Origin of the sequence: Vibrio owensii CAIM 1854 = LMG 25443 (assembly GCF_000817815.1) — a bacterium.
Classification (GTDB): domain Bacteria; phylum Pseudomonadota; class Gammaproteobacteria; order Enterobacterales; family Vibrionaceae; genus Vibrio; species Vibrio owensii.
In genome coordinates this window covers 100638-122621 of record NZ_JPRD01000013.1, presented here as the reverse complement: position 1 = coordinate 122621, position 21984 = coordinate 100638, and the positions used below count along the sequence as shown (strand labels likewise).

The following is a 21984-nucleotide window of genomic DNA, read 5'->3' as shown; positions in this document are numbered from 1 at the left end:
TAAGTGAACGGCATTAGAGCAATATGCTCCTCTCTTCATAATTTGATCGTTCTTCAAGTTTGTGTCAGGTTTTTCTGAAACACGCAGTTTGCCCTTAAAATTCCCTCAAACCATGCGTAGAATCCCGCCCTGTTATGCGCATGGTTGAGTTGTATTTAGGGTAAAAACCAATGAGATTGTTGTCTGGATTCTCGTCGAAAGAGTGGCTGCTAACGGCTGTCGTGCTCGGAGGCTTAACCGCGTATGCCGTTTATCACTCCAACCAACGTACTTCTGATGCCCGCACAGCCGCCATCCAAGTGATCTTTGCCGACATGCAGTATCACGTTTCTATTCTCAATCAGAATGCGAAAGCTTTTAAGCAAGACCACGGGGCCGACCAGTGCGTCTTAACCGCCGCTGGGTATCAAGAGTTTTACAATGGCTACCCAGAAACCCAAAGTGAGTGCGGTGAGCAGGTCAGCTTCTTCGATAACCTAACCATCACCGATGAGATGAAACAGACAGATTTAGTCTTCATCGAGAACAACCAATACTCCATGGTTGGGTATGGCAATGACGAATCACCAGAAGCGCTGATGGCAGGTAAATGCTACGCCTACTACCGCATGGATGGAAAAGGCGCTGATGGACACAGCTTTAAGGTTGATACCTCTCGCTGTTAGGGCAGACTTAACGCTGTGTAGAACAGGCTATAGAAATCAAAAAGGGAGCTAGGTGCTCCCTTTTTACTGCTTACAGCCTGAAATTACGCTTGGCTGAGTGTCACTTCTTCCAATGGGAAGTGCTTGCTCGGCTCAACGAACTCTTGTTGTGCTGCGATGGTTTGCAGTTCCCATTCGCCCGCTTGGTAAGTTGCGTTAAGTACACCGTAGCAAGCATCGTGGCAGTGTTGGAACGCTTGTTTTGGCGTCCAACCTTTCAATAGACCAGCGGTGAAAATCGCCGAAATTAAATCACCAGCGCCTACGGGTGCTTTAGCAAATTCAAAATGAGGACGCTTCGCTAGGTAAGTGCCTTCTGGTGTCGCAAGTAGCATATTGAAGCTGTCATCTGACAGGCAGTAAAGGTGCTTCACCAACACCACTTTAGGGCCTTTTGCTAGCGCACGCTGACACGCGTTAATCGCGTCATCCAACGTGTGAATTTCCATCTCTGCAAATTGGCTTAGCTCGAACTGGTTAGGCACGATCACATCCGCCATTGGCATTAGACGATTCAACAAGTTTTCTGCGATACCCGGCGCAACAATACAGCCTTTGTCTGGCGCGCCCATCACTGGGTCACACACGTAAAGCGCTTCTGGATTCGCTTGTTTAACTTTAGTGACGGTATCTTCTACTGCCAGACATTGCTCAGCACTGCCTTGGTAGCCAGTCAGAACGGCTTGGCACTTCTCTAGCGCGCCAATATTGCCAAGACCACGAACTAATTCGCTGATGTCATCAGCCGAAAACGCACGCCCCGTCCAGCCTTCTTGATACTGGGTGTGGTTAGAAAATTGAACCGTGTGAATAGGCCACACTTCGAAACCCATGCGTTGCATTGGGAAAACGGCACTGCTGTTACCAGCGTGACCAAAAGAAACATGAGATTGTATAGAGAGGATACCTTGCATAGTACCAGACCTCTTCTTGTTGTTATCAATAGTTCAAAGACAGCGGCGAGCGCCAGATTTGCGAAACCAGTAGTGTATCCGACAAACCAAGATTCTCTAACTCAATTCTAGCCTTCTTCGCTGGAATCGTTTGGAGAGCTGGTTTTCAGAACCATTTTCTTAATTTCCATTTTGTCTTTATTGAGCGCAATTTCGAGGGTGTCCCCTTCCCTTATCCCGAGCTCGCTCAGGATCACGCTTGGAATGACTACGACGGTATCGTCACCGATCTTAACAGGTTGGCTAATCATCTTTCGTCCCCCAATTGTCGAAAATGAGTTTTCACGTTGTGAGTGGTGTTGTTTCCTTAACTTACTGAATGGATAAAAAGCAAAAGAGCCTTCCACACCGCGTATGGGAAGGCTCGATTGAAAAAACTAGTTCACGAGAGGTTCATGCTTAGAAGCAATCAGACCGTACGCACTCCAACCTAGGAAGGTAACGATTGAACCCCACATCATGGCTTCGTAGCCAGAGCCGTACAATGCGTAGAAGCTGTATAGAGAACCGACTAGCGCAATGATATTCGTGGTCTTCATTTCGCGCTCAGGCACGTGCGCCACTTGCTGCATGATGAAGATTGCGCCCATACATAGAATGTAAGGAATAACGTTCGTCACTACCGCAAGGTTAACCAGCGCTTCAAATTGTTCGTTCAATGTTGGCGAGATGGTCATCAAAGACAACACCGATTGGATAACCGTGATGGCCACCATACCTTTGATTGGTGTGCCGCGTTTATCAACTTGTGAGAACAGTTTCGGGAAGAAACCTGCATCTGAAGATGATTTGAATACGGACGCGATAGTGAACTGCCAACCCAGTAATGAACCTGCACAAGCAAGAACGGCCATACCCGCAACCACTTTACCCGCCGTAGAACCTAGCATCACTGTCCATACTGTTGAGAATGGCGCTGTAGAAGCAGCAAGTTCAGAGTTCGCTACGATACCAGAACAGATGTTGGTTGAAACGATGTAAACCACTGCTGCAATCAGCGTACCGCCCAATACTGCGATTGGTACGTTCTTCTCTGGGTTTTCTACTGCTTCTGAGTTCGCACAAGCTGATTCAAGACCTAGGAATGCCCAAAGTGTCATCGCGATCGACGCACTTACTGCTTCACCAAATGGTAAGTGGTGTGGGTTCCACGCTTCTACGTACATGGTTGGGCTAAAGTAGAACCAACCAACAATACCCAAAGAACACACAGGAAGGATAACACCCCAGACTGTAAACGAGCCGATTTGACCAGTTATCTTCGCACCACCAAAGTTAGCGAAGGTACAAATCCAAAGGATAGCGATGGTGTACAGACAGGTTTCGACTGGCGACAAGGTCACTTCGAAGAAAGCCGAGCCATAACCGACACAGGTAATCGCAATCGCAATGTTGGCAATCAACAATGACAAGCCGTAGGTCCAACCTGCCATAAACGCGCCCGATTTACCAAACGCGTACGACGCATAGCCATTCATACCACCGTCACGTTTACTAAAGCGACCACACTTTGCAAAGACATAGGCAAGAGCCAATGAACCCGCCGCAGTAATCAGCCAAGATAGAATCGAAATCGTGCCCACTTGCGCCAGCTTACTTGGCAACATAATGATGCCCGAGCCAGCCATGTTAATGAATGTCAGAATGGTTAGCTGCACCACCGACATTTTTTTGGTTTCAGTACTCATAAATTATTCTCCACGAATAAACGGTTCGCACCGCGACAACCAAGTCACGATGCGAACGGGGTAGATTAATCTTTAAGGGCGTAGCAATGGGCGGTGGTGCGACCATTGACGTCTTCTAGATACACACCTTGAATCTCTGGTGCGAAGCCTGGGAATCGGTTGATGCCTTCTTCTAGAGATAAGAAGTAATCGACCACTTGTTGAGTCCAGATTTCGCCCGTGATCACACAGATAATGCCTGGAGGATAAGGAAGCGCACCTTCTGCTGCGACACGACCTACCGCTTCTTTCAGAGGCAAGTAATCACACTCGCCGCGGAAGTATTTGCGTGTTGCCACATCTGGTTTGTGCACCATGGTTGGGAAGTATTCGCTACGGAACATCGCTTTTTGTAGCTGTTTCACATTCAGCTCTTTGTACATGTCATGCATTTCCTGACATAGCTGACGGATGGTGTAGCCACGGTAGCGTTCTTTGTTCGCTTCATAGACGCGAGGAAGCACGATGTTTAGCGGCGCATCATCACGAATGAATTTCTCGAAGCGGTTAATTTGCGCCACAAGATGACGGATCTTACCCATATCCTCTGCTGGAGTTAGCAAGAACAAGATAGAGTTCAAGTCACACTTCTCTGGGATGATGCCGTTCTCACGTAGGAAGTTCGCCAATAACGTTGCAGGAATACCAAAGTCTGCGTAGCTACCATCTTCAGCAATACCTGCTGTGGTGAGTAGCAATTTACAAGGGTCAACGAAGTACTGACCTTCGCCGTAGCCTTCAAATTTATGCCAGCTTGCGTCTGGCTCGAACATGAAGAACTTCTTATTGGTTGCGATAAGATCGGTGTCGTAGCTGCCCCATGGTTGACCATCCACTTGGTCAGGAATAAACGGACGAATCAGCTCACAACTTTTCAGGATTTCTTTACGTGCTTCGATACCCGTCTTAACCGCATCACGCCATAGGCGTAGACCCGCTTCACCATCGTGGATCTTCGCGTTCACATCCAATGCTGAGAACAGCGCGTAGAATGGTGAAGTGGACGCGTGCATCATAAACGCGTTGTTGAAGCGTTTGTGGTTACAGTAGCGAGCCTGACCTTTGATGTGGTGGTCTTTTTTATGGATCTGCGAGGTTTGAGAGAAGCCAGCTTGTTGCTTGTGAACAGACTGAGTCACAATCACACCCGCATCTTCTGGTTTCAGATCCAGTAGCAGTGGAGAACAGTCTTTCATCATAGGAATGAACTGCTCGTAGCCCACCCATGCCGAGTCGAATAGGATGTAATCACATAGATGACCAATCTTATCCATCACGTAACGTGCGTTGTAGATGGTACCGTCGTAAGTACCCAATTGGATGATCGCAAGACGGAATGGACGTTCATCACGAGCACGTTCTGGTGACACTTTCGCAATTTGAGCACGGATGTATTCTTCATCAAAACAGTGCTCATCCATACCACCGATAAAACCCCAAGGGTTACGTGCTGTTTCTAGGTAAACTGGCATACCACCCGCTTGGATCAATGCACCGTGGTGGTTTGATTTGTGGTTGTTACGGTCAAACATAACCAAGTCACCTTCGGTCACTAACGCGTTACAAACCACTTTGTTTGAAGCCGAAGTACCGTTAAGTACGAAGTAGGTTTTGTCTGAGTTGAACACTTTTGCTGCGTGTGCTTGAGCTTGGTGAGCAGAACCTTCGTGGATCAGCAAGTCACCTAAATCAACGTCCGCGTTACACAAGTCACTACGGAATAGGTTTTCACCGAAGAAATCGTAGAACTGTTTACCCGCTGGGTGTTTTTTGAAGAACTGACCGCCTTGGTGTCCTGGACAGTCGAATGCAGAGTTGCCCATTTCCACGTAGTGAGTCAATTGTTTGAAGAAAGGTGGAAGTAGGCGACATTCGTATTTGGTGACAGCCTCATTGATTTGGCGACCGTAGTATTCAATTGACTGTCTTTCCAAATCGATAACGCCGGTTAACCATACGTAATCTTCTGCTGAAACTGGGTTTTCATCTGTTACTAAGAAAACCGGAATGCCATAACCCGTTTCAGAAATAATTTTGTGTAGACCAGCCTTAATATCTGCAGAAGTAATAATTGCAGCGCCAACGTCAGTTAATTCGACGTGCTCAAGTGGCTTTAAAGTTCGGTTAAATTGCTCATCCAAAGATTCAGATAATAAACTGAAGTCTTCTGGCATGTAATTACTAACACCGATAATTAAACGTTTCATTTGAAATATCTCTTATTTGTTCTGTAAAGACGACAAGCACAGATATTACAAGTAAAATTAATATTTAAAATTCAAAAAACAAATTTCGTGATTATTGATTCATAATTAAAACCCTTATTTTCTCGAAATAAAATTTCGCGATCTTAATCACTTTCCTTTCGATAAGCCAATGATATTGAATTTTGGTTTAAATTGAATTCAGGTGAAGAATTATGTGACCTCACCAGTTATTATTAAAAAAGGAATCAAAAGAAAATAAAATTTTGCGATTTTCATCACTCTATATTTAACTAGATTGATTTATTAGCAATAATAAACACAATAAATACGCTTATATTTAACAATTTATAAACCATAAACAAAAAGCCATCAACATTTCTGCTGATGGCTTTTTACGTTATTGTTTGTTCTTTGGTGCTTTCTTCGACAAACGTAGAGATCAAGTCTAATCGAACAAATGGCTATCGAGTTTAACGCCGTTATTTGACCACAATTGATACCGTTTCACCGCATTACCAGACGAATACATGGTGTGCTTGCAGTCCATACATTCGACAAAGTACAGGCCACTCATGCCAGCCATCACATGTAGCCTTCGGCTGTCACAGCGCTTACACGACAAGCGTTGCACCTTACTGTTTACATCGACACGGCGAGCAAAGTTAAGCGTTTCATGGGAACACAAGGCATCCATCGCACTGTCTTTAAACGGGTGCTCACTAAGCAAGTGATTGATGGCGTAATCGTACACCGGGGGAATCGATGTTTTGCCGTTCTCTATATTGGTTATCTTAGCAACGGAAACACCCAACAAAGATGCAAATTCCACTTTGCTGTATTCCAAGATAAACCTTGAAGAGATGAACTTATCTGCACTAATGATTCTCAACATACACAAATCTCTAATGGACATAAAAAGAGCATGACGTTGCCCCTTTATGTTGAAAAGGATAATAACAGGTTGCTTCTTACTGTATTTATACGCAGAGTGTGCGCTATTTTTTTTGGGTATATTGCGCTTAATTTAGTTAAAGATCAACAGACACAAATTTAAACCAAAAATAGAAATTAAGATTTAGTAATATAAAACTTAATACCAAATATTAGTTAAAGTAATGAGTGTCATTAGAAAAACACAATTTAATCTAACAAATTATTTTCATAGCTATAGTACGAGCTAATCAATAATAACGGATTGGAGCTTAATTCATGTATTTGCAGCAAGGGGGGATTTCCCTCTATTTTTCGATTTATATAAGAATAGATTGGTGGCAAGTAAAATTCTGTTGAAGCTTTGCACAAAGATCACTCAACAATTATGCAAACAATGGAATAAAGAAGAATTTGAGTGATAAAAAAGCCTCACGAATGAGGCTTGTTGAGATTCTGTGGCTGTAAAAAGTTTTGCGTAAAATCGAGCACTTCTTTGGAAGGTTGCTTTGGTGGAGGAGCAAACTCTTGTTGAACAGGCATCTCCGTTTCAAAGTTCAACTCTGGTGTGTCACCGAGGAGGCTTGCTTCATCATGATGTTCCTCATTGAGCAGCTCGTTTAGCTCCTCTTCACCAGGGAAATAAACTTCACGTTTGTAGACCTTGTTCAATGCACGAATGATGGAATGCTTCTTCACAACACCAGACGCTAACTTTCTTTGTAGCGGCTTAGCGATTGATTGCAAGCCAACCACCACATCGACACCGATGTTGCTGGCAACCTCATCGCGCACAACTCTCGCGGGCTCATACCCCATATTCGCAGACAGGAACAACCAAACGTAAGCAATCGCGTTACCTGTTTTGCCCGTGTCTTTCCAAGCTTCACCGGCATGATACATGGCCTCTGCACTGCCACATTCTGCTGCTCGTTCTAACCAGTAGCAGCCTTTTACCATGCTCTTTTCAGTACCAATGCCATTGAGGTAACAAAGGCCGACTTGGATTTTACCATCCGCACTGTCTTGTTCTGCGGCTTTCATAAACCAAAATAAGGCGTCTGCTCGCTGGCCTGATGTATTTTCTGGTGATAACTGCCACTCACCCATATACAGCATGGCTGGAATACAGCCTTCATCAGCAGCTTCTTCGATTAATTGGTGACCTTTGGGAATGTTTTTCTCTGTACCACGCCCAAATACGAGCGCTTTACCAGTGGCAAACTTCGCCTCAACATCCCCTTCTAAGCCCGCAATCGCCGTGCGCCAAAAGTTGGCTTGCTCTCTTAAGATCACGTCTTCACGCATACGCTCTGCCAAACGAACGACACCGTACATGCCGGTAACGTTATCCAGTTTGGCGGCTTTGTCGTACCAATACAGAGCTTGCTTGATGTTTTCTCGTTCCGCTTCTTTTGCTAAATAAAGAATGGTCGGTACATGACCCGTTTCCGCCTTAAACGCACGTTCTTTACGTTCTTGCTCTCGCGCTTTTTGCATCGCCTTGCGATACGCCGCCTCGCGCGCTTTCCTCTCTGCCTCGAGACGTTGCTTTCGCATCGACAACGAGATCATCCAAACAAATATCAGGATGAGTGAAAGGCCAGTTGCTGCAATAGCAATGCCCATACTACTCATAAACCGCCTCTTTTAAATCGGGCCCATAAGGATTTCCCCTTCGATAGGAAAATCTTGTAAATTCGAATTTGGGTGTCAATACGCTCACGCAATGAAGCGCACACCGTCTCTAGTATATAACGACCGTGTAAGTAAAATCTGAAGTTTACAAGTCATGAATGACGTCTTTTTATTCAATATCAACCAAACTTATTTTTAGTCGATAAATATCCCCCTTATTTTTATAGAAATAAGTCACAGTTTTGGGGCTTAGACATTCTCATCCCCTATCATCCCCCCTTTCTCCTCCTATAAAAATTTACATCATTAGGCTGTGCTCGATATCTCACTATGCGAACGATTTATTATTTAATTTGTGAACAAAATCTACTGTGATAGAAAATTTTCACTTGTAAAAAACTTAACGGCCTGCTCTCACATTTTGCTGATAGTTCAGTGTATTAGCATCTAGTTGAACATTTCCTTTTCGGCATTTTGCCAATCTATTATCAATTCAATAACAATGGATTTGTAAACGTGGACAATAAAACATTTAAATTATCAGCGATCGCCAAAACCGTTCTGCCTTTGATTTCCGTAGCGGTTATCAGCGGTTGTGGCAGTGATAGCTCTAGCGATGACACAACGAACCCGGGCTCTGGCCTACACCCTGCGGGAGAGAACGAAGTTGTCATCTATTACAAACGTGACGTAGCATCAGCTTCAACAGCAAGCGACTACGAAGGTTGGGGTCTGCACCTTTGGAATGGTGAAGGCTGTACCAGTACTGACCTAGAAGCAATGGGTATTGCTGACGGTGGTACAGACTGGGCATCACCACTTCCATTCGATGGCATCAGCGACACTTACGGTGCGTACTACGTGCTTAAAGTCGATCCAGATGCGTCTGACCCGCACAACTGTATGAACTTCATCCTGCACAAAGGCGACGAAAAAGCCTTCGGCAGCGCAAACTCTAAAGTGGAACTGACCAAGCTAGGTGAATCACAAGGTCTATTCGGCTTCCACGGCAGCAGCGAGCTTTACTACGAGCCAATCGAAGAACGCCCTGTAGACATCGATGGTCAAAAAGCCCATTGGTTAGACGCTGAAACCATCGCTTGGGAAGCGGCAGGTAGTGCTGACTCAATGAAGCTTTACTACAGCTTGACCAATGACATCAAGATGGATGAAGACAAGCAAATCACTGGCGGTACAGCGGTTGAGCTGACAAAAGCTGGCGACTTGTCTGATGAACTAAAAGAGCGTTTCCGTCACCTTGCTAGCCTGCAAGCGGCGGGTATCGACGTGAATGCAGAGACACTACGTACGATTTTGAAGTCACAAATCGTAATGGTCGCTTACAATGCCGATGGCGATGTGACTTCTGCTACTGAAGTACAAAAACCAGGCGTGCTTGATGCCGTATTTGCAGATGAAGATGCAGGTAATGCAATCAGTGAAGAGTTGGGCGCAATTGTTGAAGGTAGCGCGGCAACATTCAAACTTTGGGCACCAACAGCGCAAGACGTTGACCTAATCATCTACGATGCGAACTTTGCGGAAGAAGCAACAGTTGCAATGACTGAGAACCCAGAAACAGGTATCTGGGAATCGGAAGCGCAAGGCAACGTACTGAACAAATTCTATCGTTACCAAGTGAAGGTTTACCACCCAACGACTGGTGTTGTTGAAACTCGCCTAGTGACTGACCCTTACTCGCTAAGCTTGTCGCAAAACTCAATGTACTCACAAGTTGTCGATCTAGACAGCGCTGCGTTGAAACCAGCAGAGTGGGATAACTACGACCGCCCAACGGTTGCAAAAGATGAAGACCACGTTCTTTACGAATCACATCTTCGTGACTTCAGCTTTAGTGATACTAAAGGTACGCAATCTCTAAACGGTAAGTACCTTGCATTGACAGAGCCTGAGCGTGAGTCGGTTACTCACCTTCAAGCACTGAAAGACGCAGGTCTAACCACGCTTCACATCCTGCCAGCGTTCGATATTGCAACGGTTGACGAAAACGCAGCAAACCGCGTTGATATCACCGATACCGTAGGCAAGCTATGTGGCATCAAACCAGCAGCTTCAATCTGTGAAACAGAAGACGACGCTAAAATCATTGAAGATGTACTAAACAGCTACGATCCAGCAACGGGTGCTGCACAAGCACTGATGAACGATCTACGCATGCTAGACAGCTTCAACTGGGGTTACGACCCATTCCACTACACTGTTCCAGAAGGCAGCTACGCGACCGATCCAAACGGTTCTAAACGTATCCTTGAATTCCGTGAAATGGTTCAAGCGACACACAAAATGGATCTGAAGCTGGTTATGGACGTGGTGTACAACCACACTAACGCATCGGGCGTAAACGAAAAATCTGTCCTAGATAAGATCGTCCCAGGATACTACCACCGTCTGAATGTGAACACAGGTGGCGTTGAGAACTCAACTTGTTGTGATAACACAGCAACGGAGAACTTGATGATGGGTAAACTGATGGTTGACTCATTGCTTGTGTGGGCGGACGACTACAAAGTTGACGGCTTCCGTTTTGACTTGATGGCACACCAACCAAAAGACTTGATGGAATACGCTCTGAAGCGCGTTAAAGAAGTCGATGAAAATACGCTATTCTACGGTGAAGGTTGGGACTTCGGTGAAGTAGCAAACAACGCTCGCTTCGACCAAGCAACACAAATCAACATGGCTGGCACTGGCATCGGTACCTTCTCTGACCGCCTACGTGACGCGGTTCGTGGTGGTAGTCCATTCGATGGCGGTGTGGACTCTGAAGGTAAGCACCCACTTCGCTTTAACCAAGGTTTTGGTAACGCAGGTTACCCGAACGAAGAAACGAAGACAGATGCGGAATCTGTAAACGGTCGTCTACACAACCAAGACTTAGTACGTCTGGGCATGGCAGGTAACCTAGCAGAATTCGTTCTTCTAGACTTTGAAGGTGAGACTAAACTTGGTAAGAACGTAGACTACAACGGTGCGCCAGCGGGTTACACTAAGATCCCTTCTGAGAACATCTCTTACGTATCTAAGCACGATAACCAAACGTTATGGGACAACAACGCGTACAAGATCGCGACTGGCACTTCATCTGCTGACCGCGCACGTATGCAAACTGTGTCTCTATCTACAGTAATGCTTGGTCAAGGTATCCCGTTCATCCACATGGGTTCTGAGCTACTGCGTTCGAAATCAATGCAGCGTGACTCATACGATTCAGGTGACTGGTTCAACCGCGTTTACTTCGACGGTAGCGACAACAACTGGAACGTCGGTCTACCTCGTGAAGACAAAGACGGCGCAAACTGGGAGCTGATCAAAACTATCGTTGCTGACAGCACTGCGATGCCAAACACTGACGATATCGAGCTAACTAAGCAACAATTCCTAGAACTACTGACTATTCGTAGCTCAAGCGAACTGTTCCGTTTAGATACTGCTCAAGAAGTCATGAACCGCGTTGACTTCCGCAACGTAGGCAAAGACCAAGTGGAAGGCTTGATCGTCATGTCTATTGATGACGGAGTATCAGCAGGTAAAGATCTCGACGCGAACTACGATGCAATCGTGGCTGTAGTGAACTCAACATCAGAAACGAAATCGTTCAAAGTTGAAGGTGCAACTGGCTTCGAACTGCATGAAGTTCAAAAAGACTCTGCTGATAGCCGTGTGAAAGGCGCAAGCTTCTCAGGCGAAACCTTTACGGTTCCAGCACTAACAACAGCGGTATTTGTTCAACCACAAAACGGCGCTCAAGGTGCAGGTCTACCAGTAAACACTGACAACAAAGACGTATCGAGCATTCCTCCTTACGGTGAAACCAAAGTTTATGTTCGCGGTGACATGAACGGTTGGAATCCATCAGAAGAATGGGAAATGTCATTCATTGGCAACGGTATGTACTCAGTAACGGGTGTACTTGAAGCAGGTGATTACGGCTTTAAGTTTGCTGATGATAGCTGGGGTACACCAAACTTTGGCTGTGATTACGTAGAACAAGCTTCTGGATCTCTAGACTTGGGTACTGAGGGTAACTGTGCATTGTCCGTTACTGAAACAGGCAAATACACTTTCGTTCTAAATGCAATTCATGAGCAAAGCGATTCAGCTGACAAACCAGTTGTTTCTGTAACGAAAGCAGCAGACGCTCCAACGTTCGGTGAAACTTCACTGTTCCTGCGCGGCACAATCACGACTTGGGATACTCCAGCTGAGACCTCAAGTGCGAAGTTCACTTACGTTGCAGCAGATGTTTACTCGCTAGATATCGACCTAGCAACAGGCAGCTACGAAATGAAGATCGCAAGTGCAGATTGGGCTGATGCAACCAACTTTGGTGGCGAAGGCAGTGTTGAGCTAGACACAGCCGTTACTATGGATGTAGGCGGTTCAAGTGCGAACCTTAAGATCACGATTGCAGAAGAAGGAAACTACAACTTCCACTTCAACGCAGCAGATAAAGCAGCACCAATCGTGACAGTGACTAAGAACTAAAAACAGTAGGCGCAATCATGTGCTAGCTTGGGGAGGGTAAAACCTCCCCTTTTTTGTGCCTGTAAAACGGCATAAAAAAAGCCGCCCGAACAGTGACGATGGCGGCTTTGTTGTTTCTAATGATTTGCTTTAGCTACGGGGTTAGTTTCCCCAAATGATCTCTACAAACTCAGGGTGATCCACAAACGGGTTACGGTTACCTTGGAACTCAAACACCGCTTGGTTACGGCTGATCTCTTTCGCGCTGACTGGATCGTTTTTGTGCCAACGTTTCAACATGTTCAGCATCCATGGTTCAAAGACGGTCGTTTTCGTGCCGTTCAATACCGCGTCAGAGTTGCTAGAGTTGCTTTCCCAGTTGCCAATGACGTTTTCATAGCGCGTCGCCATGTAGAAATACGCACGAGCAAAATCACCTTTGAACTCATCAATAGGCTCAAATACCGTTCCTGAATAGCCCAAAGTAGAGCTTGCTGAGCCGACTTTTGAGCCATTGCTAGATACATAAGTGCTGTTACCCACTTCACCAAATGGCCAGTTGCTGCGCTTCGCATTCACATAGCCATCAGTTGCAAACAGGTGGTGACCATCGGAGTTCATCGGTTCAACCTTGCCACCAAACCAGCTCTTAGGGAATGAGTGTTCACGGTTGTAGCAATCGCCTTCCGTTTTGTATTGGCCACATTGGTCTGTAACTTTGGTAAAGCTCACCGTATCGCTGCCAGATGGTTTTTCAGAATACATATCGAGAATGGAGCCATCTTTCTCGTAGTAGTTGTCTATGTCCGCGTCTTTCACTAAGGTCCAAATCGCTGAGTAGCCGCGTCCTGTGTGATCTTTGATGATGTTAAACAGCGCTGTTTTCAACTCAAAACCTGTTTTGCCCTCTGCGGCTTTATAGTACTCACCCACAACAGGCGGAGGCGTCGTTGAACCGCCAAGAGTAAAGCTTGTGGTTTGAGATTTCGTGAATTCACCACCAGACGCTAATGTGGTTTGGCCAAACATTAAGGCGTATGAGCCACTACCGTTCCCGCAACAAATGCCATCACCATAACTATCACTGATCGTAAACTGGTAATCGCCGTTCGCTAGACACATGGTTTTTTCGTAAGTTTTCGACGATTCGAAACCTTGGCCAGAAAACAACACTTGTGACTGGCTATCCTTCAGTTCCCAGCTGGTTTCTGAGCCATAACTGTCAGTGTTCAATGTCAGTAACACTTCGTTGTCATTACAGCTTTCTACCGGTGGCTGAGTGCCACCATTTTGGTTTGGCTGAAAGTTATCGACATAAACGACTTCAGAACCGTCAAAACCCGACTCATCATAAAAGCGCAACCCGACATTGATCGTTTTGTTTGATGATGCAGTGTAACTGTGCGTGAGTTGTTGCCACTGATTGGTTTGCTGAGGATTAGAGTAGCTGTGGTATCCATCAACGACCAAACGCGCTTTAACATTACCTTCCGTATGATAAACCGCGACAGAAAATGGGTAGGTTTTCCCTTGCTCCACATTAATGGTTTGCAAAAAGTCGGTGTTGCTTTGGGTACCTGTATTTACGATAACTTGAGCCGCAAGACCACCAGATTGGTGCGGGTCACTGGTCGGTGAAACAGCAATGCCGGAATCAATCACAGACCACTGCGTTGGTGCATTACCATTCCACTGTTCAAAGTCTCCATTCAAGACCTCAGCATAGGCGATTGGAGAGCAAATGAGAGGTAAGAGACAGAGGAGTTTCGTTATGGATTTCATTATAATTTTCCATTAGTTATATAAATCCCCAAAAAGATAAACATAACAATTACACATGAGTAAGTCATAAATCACAGTTTGACGTTGCATGAATGTGAATATTCTCATTATCGTGCAGCACATCTCACAAACTGCGTACTGTTTCTTTCATCTGTTCAACGTCGGTTGTGCGATAAAAAACAAAGAGATGCAAAGAAAGAAGGCGGGAGTTCAAAGTGGAATATCGCTACCTATGACTAAAAAGAGCGGCATCTTAGACAAAGCGATAAAAAAAGCCAAGTGCGTTTCTATTGGGGTAGAGAACAACACTTGGCTTGGTATAGGTTATCTTGATTGAGAATGACTTATTGAGTGTTTGCCGTAACTTTGAAGAAGCGTCCTTGTAATGATGACATCGGGATCTGGTATTGCCCGTTACTTGGTGTGATTTGTTGGTTAGTGATTAAATCCACCAGCGCTTGATTGCTGCCGACTTGCGCTTCTGTCAGCACAATATTGCGGGCACTCTCAAGGGTATTCAAAGCAAATAAGACTTGGTCATCGCCAGATACTTTCAAGTCCACATAACTGCCATTGCTTGCTACCAAGTTAGTGCGACTGCCTTGATACAAAGCAGGATGTTCAGCACGCATCGTCATCAATGACTTAACGTAGTTTTTCAGATCAACTTGGTTAGCATCTAGGGTTGCCGTTACGCCTTCGATCTTGGCACTGCTGCGAGCGACATGGTCATCACACACGCCACGAACCGCACACGTATTGTTGTCTTCTTTTGCGTCAAAACCATCAACTTGGTCACCGATTTCATCTCCATAATAGAGTGTGATTGGTCCGGTGTAAGCCGCTTGGAATGCAAATGCGGCTTTGTGGCGTTGCCAGTATTCAGCATCGTTCACATCCGCTAATCCGCCTCGTTGCAACAAGTCACCAAAGCGAACCAAATCGTGATTGCCAATCATCAAGTTTGGCTGAGCATGAGACGGATATTGGTTGTGTGTTTGGTAGCCATTGTCTAACCAATCCACACCACGACCGCCGACACCGCTCTCATTAACAGCCAGTGTTTCCACCACGCGATAGCGCATTGGGAAATCAAATGCCGAGCACAACGCAGGATCGTCAGCCGCGCCGTATGCGTCACTCGCGATTTCTGACTCGCCTTTCCAAATCTCAGCCACCATGTAACCCAGAGGATTCACTTGATCACCTTCTGCGTTGGTGTAAGTCACACTCTGTGAGGCTTCATCCACCGCTTTGCGGATTTGTGTCCATGCGTCGGTAGGAACTTGGTACGCTTGGTCTAAACGCCAACCATCAATTTTTAGCTCTTTGACCCAGTAAGTCGCGACTTCTTTATAGAAATCCAAGCTTGCTGGGTAGTCGACCGGATTGCTCGAACCAGAAGGTAATAAACCCGATGGAGACGGCTTAATTAACCCTTCTTTGTGATGACCAAACACGCCATCAAAGAAAACATACAAGCCGCGTTTGTGTGCTTCATCAACTAAGGTTCTCGCCGTTTCTAAATCGCCAAAGCGAGGATCAATCTTAAAATAATCCGTGGCAAAGTAGCCCGTTGCATCCAAACGATCAGCCCAATGATCTTGTCCATCAATGGCTTCCGATTCAAAAACTGGCGTCAGCCAAATCGCATTCATGCCCAAGTCTTGGATGTAATCGAGCGAATCAATAACCCCTTGAAGATCACCGTTATGATGGCTGGTGCCGTAACCTGTGCCATGGCCGATACTCGAATCGCCATCAACAAAGCTCTCAACCATGATTTGATAGGTGCGAAGTTGGTTGCTTTGCTCCATTACATTCGCTTGGCAAGCATAACTTGTATCAGGAAGTGGCGTGCTGCCATTATCGCTTCCACCAGAGGAATTACACGCGGATAAAACACCAACCACACTCAAGGCTAAAAGCGATTGGCCAAATAGTTTTTTATATCGTACGTTGCGCATTAAGCTCTCCCAAATAAAATTAACCCCAACATGTTTCCCATGTAGGGGTTAATAAATAAAAAATAAATTTTAAATAACTGAATGGAATATTATTGGCACTTATTAACCATTACGTGAAGTGGCTTACCTTTTCCTTCAAATTGGAGGCTCCAAACGTATTTTCCATCTTCTTTAATATCAACCGCAGTATCTGTGCCGTAACCACCAAATGTTAATGGTGTTAATTCACCGACATTCATTCGATTACCTTTCGCGGTAAATTGTGGGAACCACAACTCAGTCGCGTACTGCATTTTGAAAGAGCCTGCTTTTTCTTGCGTCACAACTTGATAGAAGTTATTGCCTTTGTAAGTGTATTTACGTTGAGGTACATGTTTCCAATCTGAATCAGCAAACGTACCGACAACAAACAGAGGTTTAGAAATTGGGCCTTTCGCCGTGCTATCTGGGTTGTCACAAGCCGCCATGAAAGCAACGACTTCGTCTTGAGACAGATTAACAATAGGTTCAGCAGCACCTTCTGGTTCTGCTGTCGATTGACAACCAGCAAGAGCAACAAGTAAGGCAGCAGCAAGTGAAGTTTTCATCATGTTCATTTTCACGTTAATTCCTTTTTAATATTCCAAAGTAAATACAAACTCACCAATCTGGATAAAGTTAATATTTAAAAAGAACAAAATACCAAACTAGCGATAAAGAATATTATTCTCTATCTTGCTGAGCCAGATTACTTTGAGAGGTTTAATTATTTCCTAATCGATGACGAGTAAGGTTAGGAACACACTTTAATTATTGATCTGTTAAATATGAAAAACAAAGTAAAACAAATAAATTTGTGAATAAGTTAACTATATGTAGGGGTGAGTTTTATCGTTCTAAAATCAATTAAAAAAGGCCAGCAATTTGCTGACCTTTTTTATTCATTTATTTGGTATTTACCGCTTTAACAAATACTTCTTGTGCTCCTTCGATGCCCAGTTCTTTTGCTTCATCTAGCAGTGTTAACGCTTTAGGAATATCATCCGCGGCAACCGCTGCCTTGATAGAGCTGTGGTAGTAGCTGGTTAAATCCGTACCTTGAGGAATGTTGTCGTTTTTCGCAACAATCTTAGTATTCACGATATCGTTCGCGGATACTGAAAAGCGGAACTGGCCAAGTGGGCTGTGTTTCGCTTGAGGGTCTGCAATATCTGGCGGCTGAGTGTGATTTGCCAGTGCGAAGGCTTTTGCAGGGTGAAGAACTTCAGAACTTCCTTTTAGATCAGCGGAAGTTGTATAAACCAGTACATGCAAGTCATTACCTGTCATGTCTGGAATCACGTTCATTTCAAGTACGAATTTATCGTTGTCCAACAGTTTTGCTGGCTCGTACTTAAACTTTGAGAAATCTGCTTGGTAAATAGTTTCACCTGCCGTGTTCATAACAACGACGTTAGGTGCGTAAAACTCTAGATTTTTGTTTACGAAGGTCTCTAGTTTGATATCGAGACTGCCACGATTGCCTGGTAATGCGAACGCTGCAATTGCACCTGCGCTATTACCATCTAGTAGCATCTGGCTTTTATCAGTCAAAGCGAACTCAGTAACCACAGGTACATCAACTGGTACCCATTGAATATCACCCGATTGCGTGATCACTTGTTGTTGACCTTTCGGGCTCATATCGACTTGTTCTACAGAAGTACATCCTGTAGCCAACATTCCCAACAGCACGGGAGCAAGCCATTTTTTCATTACCGTCTACCTCGACTCATTATTGTTTTTTGAAATAAATACAGCCAGATAAGTTTCTGGCTGTATCATTCTAGGACAATTTAGGACTTAGTGGCTAGATGATTACCACCAAGCTTCAGCTTGTACACCGAATTGGAATGTATCGTCTGAACGACCGCCGTCAAATGCGTTAGAGTTGTCGTCTTTATCTGCAGTTAGGTACGACGCGTAAACGCGGATTTCAGGACGAGCCCAGAAGCTAGAGCCAGCAGACCATGCTTGAGCAACAGTTAGTTTACCGAACTTGTTCTCTGCACCGTCGTTATCATCGATAGCGTAACCAGCTTCGAAGATAGTTTTGTGGTTGTCATCCCATTTGTACATTGGACGTACAACTACAGACATTGCTTCCCACTTGTCTTGGCCAGCCCACATGTCTTCACCAACACCGTATACTAACTGGTGACCCATTTCCCAGTTTTCGCCCATGCCGATTACACCCCAGTTGATTAGGCGGTAACCAGATGCGCCACTGTCAGCTTCTGCACCGTACCAGCTGCCGTCGCCGTAGAATGCCATTGTTTTAGAGTAGCCTTCTGTACCGTACTGGAATACTGTTTTGTTGAAGCCTGAATCTAGACCTTGAGTCAATTCAGCAGTGAACATTACACCGTCTTCTGCATCTTTAGTGCTGTTTGGTGCGTCGTCAGTTTCGTTAACTAGAGCGTAGTTTAGACCTAGTTCTAGAGAGCCGTTTTCCCATACTGGAAGACCAGCGTAACGTACGTCTAGAGTGTTAACGTTTGCATCGCCGCCATCGTTACCTGGGTCAGCGATATCGCCACGGTCGTTACGAACCCATGCAAAAGATACTTTACCTGGACCAGCTTCGATGCCTTCAACACCAGCGCCCGCGCCAGAGATGTTCCAGTAGTAGAAGTCAGAGATATGGATGTCGTGACGTTGGTAGTAACGCTTACCTGCCCATAGAGTTGCTTCAGGAGCAAAACCTAGAACGCCTTTAGCTTGAACGTTGAACTGACGTAGAGCGAATTGAGCGTCGTCAGTACAGCTTACTGCATCACCAGCGTCGTTTAGGCCACAGTTAGTTGCAGTGCTTTCCCAGTCGTTAGAACCGTTAGAAGTCATTGCAATCATAGAGTCTACGTAGAACGTTTTACCGTTGTTGTTGTAAACTTCTTTACCTAATTGGATTTCCCCGTAGATGTCGCCTTCGTTACCTAGACGACCAATTTTGTTCTTTTCGAACGTTAGTTGTTGGCCACCGTCAGCGCTTACGCCAACACCAGCACGCATGTAACCATGAAAGTCCACTGCGAAAGCAGAACCAGCAGCTAAAGTTGCAGCAACAGCAGCAGCAATTACACTTACTTTTTTCATTCTTAACTCCATTAAGGGTATTTATAATTCTGTCTTCCCTGCTCACTCTTTTAGATACATATAGGCAGTAAAAATGCACCTAAAGAAAGAGAGGTAAGATGGGAACAAGTCCCCGTTTGTTTCAACAGTCTGCAGATTACCCAAGGAGTACAAGGATGACTTCCTCCGCCCCAAACTAATTTAGGGGGGATGAGAAGGGATGAGAAAATATACCGAATGGTGTTTTTTCGAGTTAGATCACCAATCTAGGGAGGAATTAGTAAGTTTCTTCAGTTTATGGCCGCTACAAAGTGATAGCCATTTCATATTTTTGTCAAAAATAGGTCGTAGAAAGTAATTTAATTACAGTGATAATTTTCGATATAAGGTGGTTGACCTTAGTAAGACAAAGTTTTTTACTTATAGTTTCTTAAAGGTAGCAATAAAATTAAAAAAAGATTCGCTGATGACACAACTTCACTCTCGCCCATACCCACTCGGCGCAACCGTAAATAAAGAAGGTTGTAACTTCTCTATTCACGCTCCGAGTAGTAAAGACATTCAACTAGCGCTATTTGCGGAAGACGGTAGTTACAAGCTGCACGACTTGCCAGGCGAATATGCAGGCATTCGCCATACTTTTATCCCTGACATCAAACCGGGGCAAAAGTATGGATATGTAGTGACGCATAAAGATGAACCTTTGCTGATCTCCGATCCCTATGCAAAGTCGATTGATAAAGCCCTTCACTACCAGCCTCCATTCTCTCCTGCAAAAAGCTTCGATATGCCAAAGTGTGTCGTCATTGAAGACAACTTTGATTGGCAAGACACCGATCATCCTCGCATACCACGGGAAGAGATGGTGTTGTTTGAAACTCATGTTAAAGGGCTCACTCAGCAGAACCCTGAAGTTCCAAGCGATACAAAAGGCCGTTATTTAGGTTTGTCTTCACCTGAAATGTTGGCGTTCTACAAACAGCAAAACATTAATACGTTGCAATTGCTACCTGTCGCAGCGTGTATGCATGAACCGCATTTGCTTAAGATGGATAAAGTGAACTACTGGGGTTACAACCCATACTTGTTCATGGTGCCGGACCCTCGCTATGCAGAAAAAGACGCGGTAACCGAGCTCAAAACTACCATCCGTGAGCTGCATAAACACGGCATCGAAGTGATCCTCGATGTGGTGTATAACCACACGGCGGAAGGCGGTGAAGGCTCAACGATCTTCAACCTAAAAGCACTCGATTCACGTTTCTACATCAAACATGGTCAGAACTTCGCGAACTTTACTGGCTGTGGCAACACAGTCGACTTAACTTACCAGCCAGCCCTGAATCTCGTTATGGATACGCTGCGATACTGGGTGAGTGAATTTAAAGTCGATGGCTTCCGTTTTGACTTGGCAGCAACGCTAGGTCGCCAAGGCGACGATTACAATCCAGAAGCAGCCTTCTTTAAAGCCGTCGCGCAAGACCCTATTCTTCGCGAAACCAAATTGATCGCCGAACCTTGGGATATCGGTCCTAACGGTTACCAAGTGGGTAACTTCCCATTTGGTTGGAACGAGTGTAACGATAAACTGCGCGACATCTCCCGCAGCTTCTGGCGCGGTGATCAAGGCTACCTAAAAGAATTTGCGACTCGTTTGATGGGCTCTCGTGATATCTACAGCGCAGCAAACTGGCCTTACAAACTCACGGTTAACTACATCACGTATCACGATGGTTTCACCCTGCAAGATTTGGTGTCTTACAAGCAGAAGCACAACGAAGCGAACGGTGAAGAAAACCGCGATGGCCACGGCGATAACCGCTCTGAAAACTATGGCGTGGAAGGCGAAACCGAAAACCTGATGATCATCGCCACGCGTGAAAAACAAAAGCGCAACTTAATGGCGAGCTTGCTGTTTGCCTTTGGTATCCCTCACATCCTAACCGCGGATGTGTTGTCGCACACGCAAGGCGGTAACAACAATGCTTACTGTCAGGATAACGAAACTAGCTGGCTAGATTGGTCGAGCACAGAACGCAAACAGCACTTCAAAGTGTGGATGTCACAGATGGTTGCTAATCGCAATCAGTATATGGTGCCATTCATTCGAGCGTTCAGTGGTGAGAATCGCAATAACAACCGTATCTTCTGGCGTCGTATTGATGGCAGCTTGATGGAGCACGACGATTGGAACCGTTTAAGCTCTGTAGCGCTGCATTTAGGCATCGGTAAGGAAGGACAAGAGTTGGTTTACCTGATCAACCAAACCAACGCACCTGCGCGATTTAAGCTACCAAATGAACGTGGTCAAGAGTGGGTAACCGTGTGTGATACCAATGTGCGAAATCTCAATCCTGGTCATGCCGAAGGCGAAGTACTGTTGTCTCCTACGTCGATGGCAATTTTGCATTATCAACCAGAATAAGAACCTTACCTGACACAAGCGAAGCTTATTCCTACAAAAACTGACAAGCCCAGCCATGCGCTGGGTTTGTTTT

14 protein-coding genes are annotated in these 21984 nt (G+C 45.3%); 3 read left to right on the top strand and 11 right to left on the bottom strand.

Annotation, left to right across the window (positions count from 1 at the left end; translation table 11 throughout):
- The first annotated feature begins 170 nt into the window (after positions 1 to 170).
- Complete coding sequence (locus tag H735_RS07790) at positions 171 to 665, top strand: hypothetical protein (RefSeq protein WP_020195609.1); 495 nt, start codon at positions 171 to 173, stop codon at positions 663 to 665.
- Between the two features lie 83 nt (positions 666 to 748).
- Here the strand turns inward: H735_RS07790 and pdxY are convergent, their stop codons facing one another.
- The 6 genes from pdxY to H735_RS07760 form a co-directional block, all read right to left on the bottom strand.
- Positions 749 to 1618, bottom strand: coding sequence for a pyridoxal kinase PdxY (gene pdxY, locus H735_RS07785; RefSeq protein ID WP_020195608.1), 870 nt, complete (start codon positions 1616 to 1618; stop codon positions 749 to 751).
- A 107-nt stretch (positions 1619 to 1725) separates the two neighbouring features.
- The gene (locus H735_RS07780; RefSeq protein WP_020195607.1) at positions 1726 to 1908 is read right to left on the bottom strand and encodes an AbrB/MazE/SpoVT family DNA-binding domain-containing protein; all 183 of its coding nucleotides are present in this window, start codon (positions 1906 to 1908) and stop codon (positions 1726 to 1728) included.
- Positions 1909 to 2034: 126 nt separating this feature from the next.
- A complete protein-coding gene (gene potE / locus H735_RS07775; RefSeq protein WP_005437812.1) occupies positions 2035 to 3345 on the bottom strand; it encodes a putrescine-ornithine antiporter in 1311 nt (436 codons plus the stop codon).
- A 65-nt stretch (positions 3346 to 3410) separates the two neighbouring features.
- On the bottom strand, positions 3411 to 5591 hold the full coding sequence (speF, locus tag H735_RS07770) for an ornithine decarboxylase SpeF (RefSeq protein WP_005429232.1): 2181 nt from the start codon (positions 5589 to 5591) through the stop codon (positions 3411 to 3413).
- 445 nt (positions 5592 to 6036) lie between these two features.
- Positions 6037 to 6483 (bottom strand): helix-turn-helix domain-containing protein, encoded by a 447-nt coding sequence (locus tag H735_RS07765; protein ID WP_009706527.1) that lies wholly within the window; start codon positions 6481 to 6483, stop codon positions 6037 to 6039.
- Between the two features lie 470 nt (positions 6484 to 6953).
- Positions 6954 to 8159: a tetratricopeptide repeat protein gene (locus H735_RS07760; RefSeq protein ID WP_020195606.1), complete on the bottom strand. Its 1206-nt coding sequence runs from the start codon at positions 8157 to 8159 to the stop codon at positions 6954 to 6956.
- Positions 8160 to 8675: 516 nt separating this feature from the next.
- On the opposite strand from H735_RS07760, the gene pulA reads away from it, so the two are divergent.
- On the top strand, positions 8676 to 12665 hold the full coding sequence (pulA, locus tag H735_RS07755; protein WP_020195605.1) for a pullulanase-type alpha-1,6-glucosidase: 3990 nt from the start codon (positions 8676 to 8678) through the stop codon (positions 12663 to 12665).
- Positions 12666 to 12806: 141 nt separating this feature from the next.
- Here the strand turns inward: pulA and H735_RS07750 are convergent, their stop codons facing one another.
- The 5 genes from H735_RS07750 to H735_RS07725 form a co-directional block, all read right to left on the bottom strand.
- Positions 12807 to 14426, bottom strand: coding sequence for an endonuclease (locus tag H735_RS07750; RefSeq protein ID WP_020195604.1), 1620 nt, complete (start codon positions 14424 to 14426; stop codon positions 12807 to 12809).
- Positions 14427 to 14770: 344 nt separating this feature from the next.
- Positions 14771 to 16393 carry an alpha-amylase family glycosyl hydrolase gene (locus H735_RS07740; protein WP_020195602.1) on the bottom strand — a complete coding sequence of 541 codons (1623 nt, stop codon included), beginning with the start codon at positions 16391 to 16393 and terminating at the stop codon, positions 14771 to 14773.
- Between the two features lie 89 nt (positions 16394 to 16482).
- A complete protein-coding gene (locus H735_RS07735) occupies positions 16483 to 16989 on the bottom strand; it encodes a hypothetical protein (protein ID WP_020195601.1) in 507 nt (168 codons plus the stop codon).
- A 328-nt stretch (positions 16990 to 17317) separates the two neighbouring features.
- Positions 17318 to 18127, bottom strand: a complete 810-nt coding sequence (locus H735_RS07730) for a MalM family protein (protein WP_009706534.1) — start codon at positions 18125 to 18127, stop codon at positions 17318 to 17320.
- 102 nt (positions 18128 to 18229) lie between these two features.
- Entirely contained in the window at positions 18230 to 19507 is a 1278-nt protein-coding gene (locus H735_RS07725) for a maltoporin (RefSeq protein ID WP_009706535.1), read from the bottom strand.
- 445 nt (positions 19508 to 19952) lie between these two features.
- Here H735_RS07725 and glgX point away from each other — a divergent pair, with 445 nt between their 5' ends.
- Positions 19953 to 21911, top strand: a complete 1959-nt coding sequence (gene glgX, locus H735_RS07720) for a glycogen debranching protein GlgX (protein WP_009706536.1) — start codon at positions 19953 to 19955, stop codon at positions 21909 to 21911.
- Positions 21912 to 21984: the final 73 nt, after the last annotated feature.

Excerpts from the sequence above, each read along its gene's own strand:
- H735_RS07790 (WP_020195609.1), top strand. The coding sequence starts at position 171 with ATGAGATTGTTGTCTGGATTCTCGTCGAAAGAGTGGCTGCTAACGGCT.
- potE (WP_005437812.1), bottom strand. The coding sequence starts at position 3,345 with ATGAGTACTGAAACCAAAAAAATGTCGGTGGTGCAGCTAACCATTCTG.
- H735_RS07765 (WP_009706527.1), bottom strand. The coding sequence starts at position 6,483 with ATGTTGAGAATCATTAGTGCAGATAAGTTCATCTCTTCAAGGTTTATC.
- glgX (WP_009706536.1), top strand. The coding sequence starts at position 19,953 with ATGACACAACTTCACTCTCGCCCATACCCACTCGGCGCAACCGTAAAT.
- H735_RS07780 (WP_020195607.1), bottom strand. The coding sequence starts at position 1,908 with ATGATTAGCCAACCTGTTAAGATCGGTGACGATACCGTCGTAGTCATT.
- pdxY (WP_020195608.1), bottom strand. The coding sequence starts at position 1,618 with ATGCAAGGTATCCTCTCTATACAATCTCATGTTTCTTTTGGTCACGCT.
- H735_RS07730 (WP_009706534.1), bottom strand. The coding sequence starts at position 18,127 with ATGAAAAAATGGCTTGCTCCCGTGCTGTTGGGAATGTTGGCTACAGGA.
- H735_RS07735 (WP_020195601.1), bottom strand. The coding sequence starts at position 16,989 with ATGAACATGATGAAAACTTCACTTGCTGCTGCCTTACTTGTTGCTCTT.
- H735_RS07750 (WP_020195604.1), bottom strand. The coding sequence starts at position 14,426 with ATGAAATCCATAACGAAACTCCTCTGTCTCTTACCTCTCATTTGCTCT.
- H735_RS07725 (WP_009706535.1), bottom strand. The coding sequence starts at position 19,507 with ATGAAAAAAGTAAGTGTAATTGCTGCTGCTGTTGCTGCAACTTTAGCT.
- H735_RS07740 (WP_020195602.1), bottom strand. The coding sequence starts at position 16,393 with ATGCGCAACGTACGATATAAAAAACTATTTGGCCAATCGCTTTTAGCC.
- speF (WP_005429232.1), bottom strand. The coding sequence starts at position 5,591 with ATGAAACGTTTAATTATCGGTGTTAGTAATTACATGCCAGAAGACTTC.
- H735_RS07760 (WP_020195606.1), bottom strand. The coding sequence starts at position 8,159 with ATGAGTAGTATGGGCATTGCTATTGCAGCAACTGGCCTTTCACTCATC.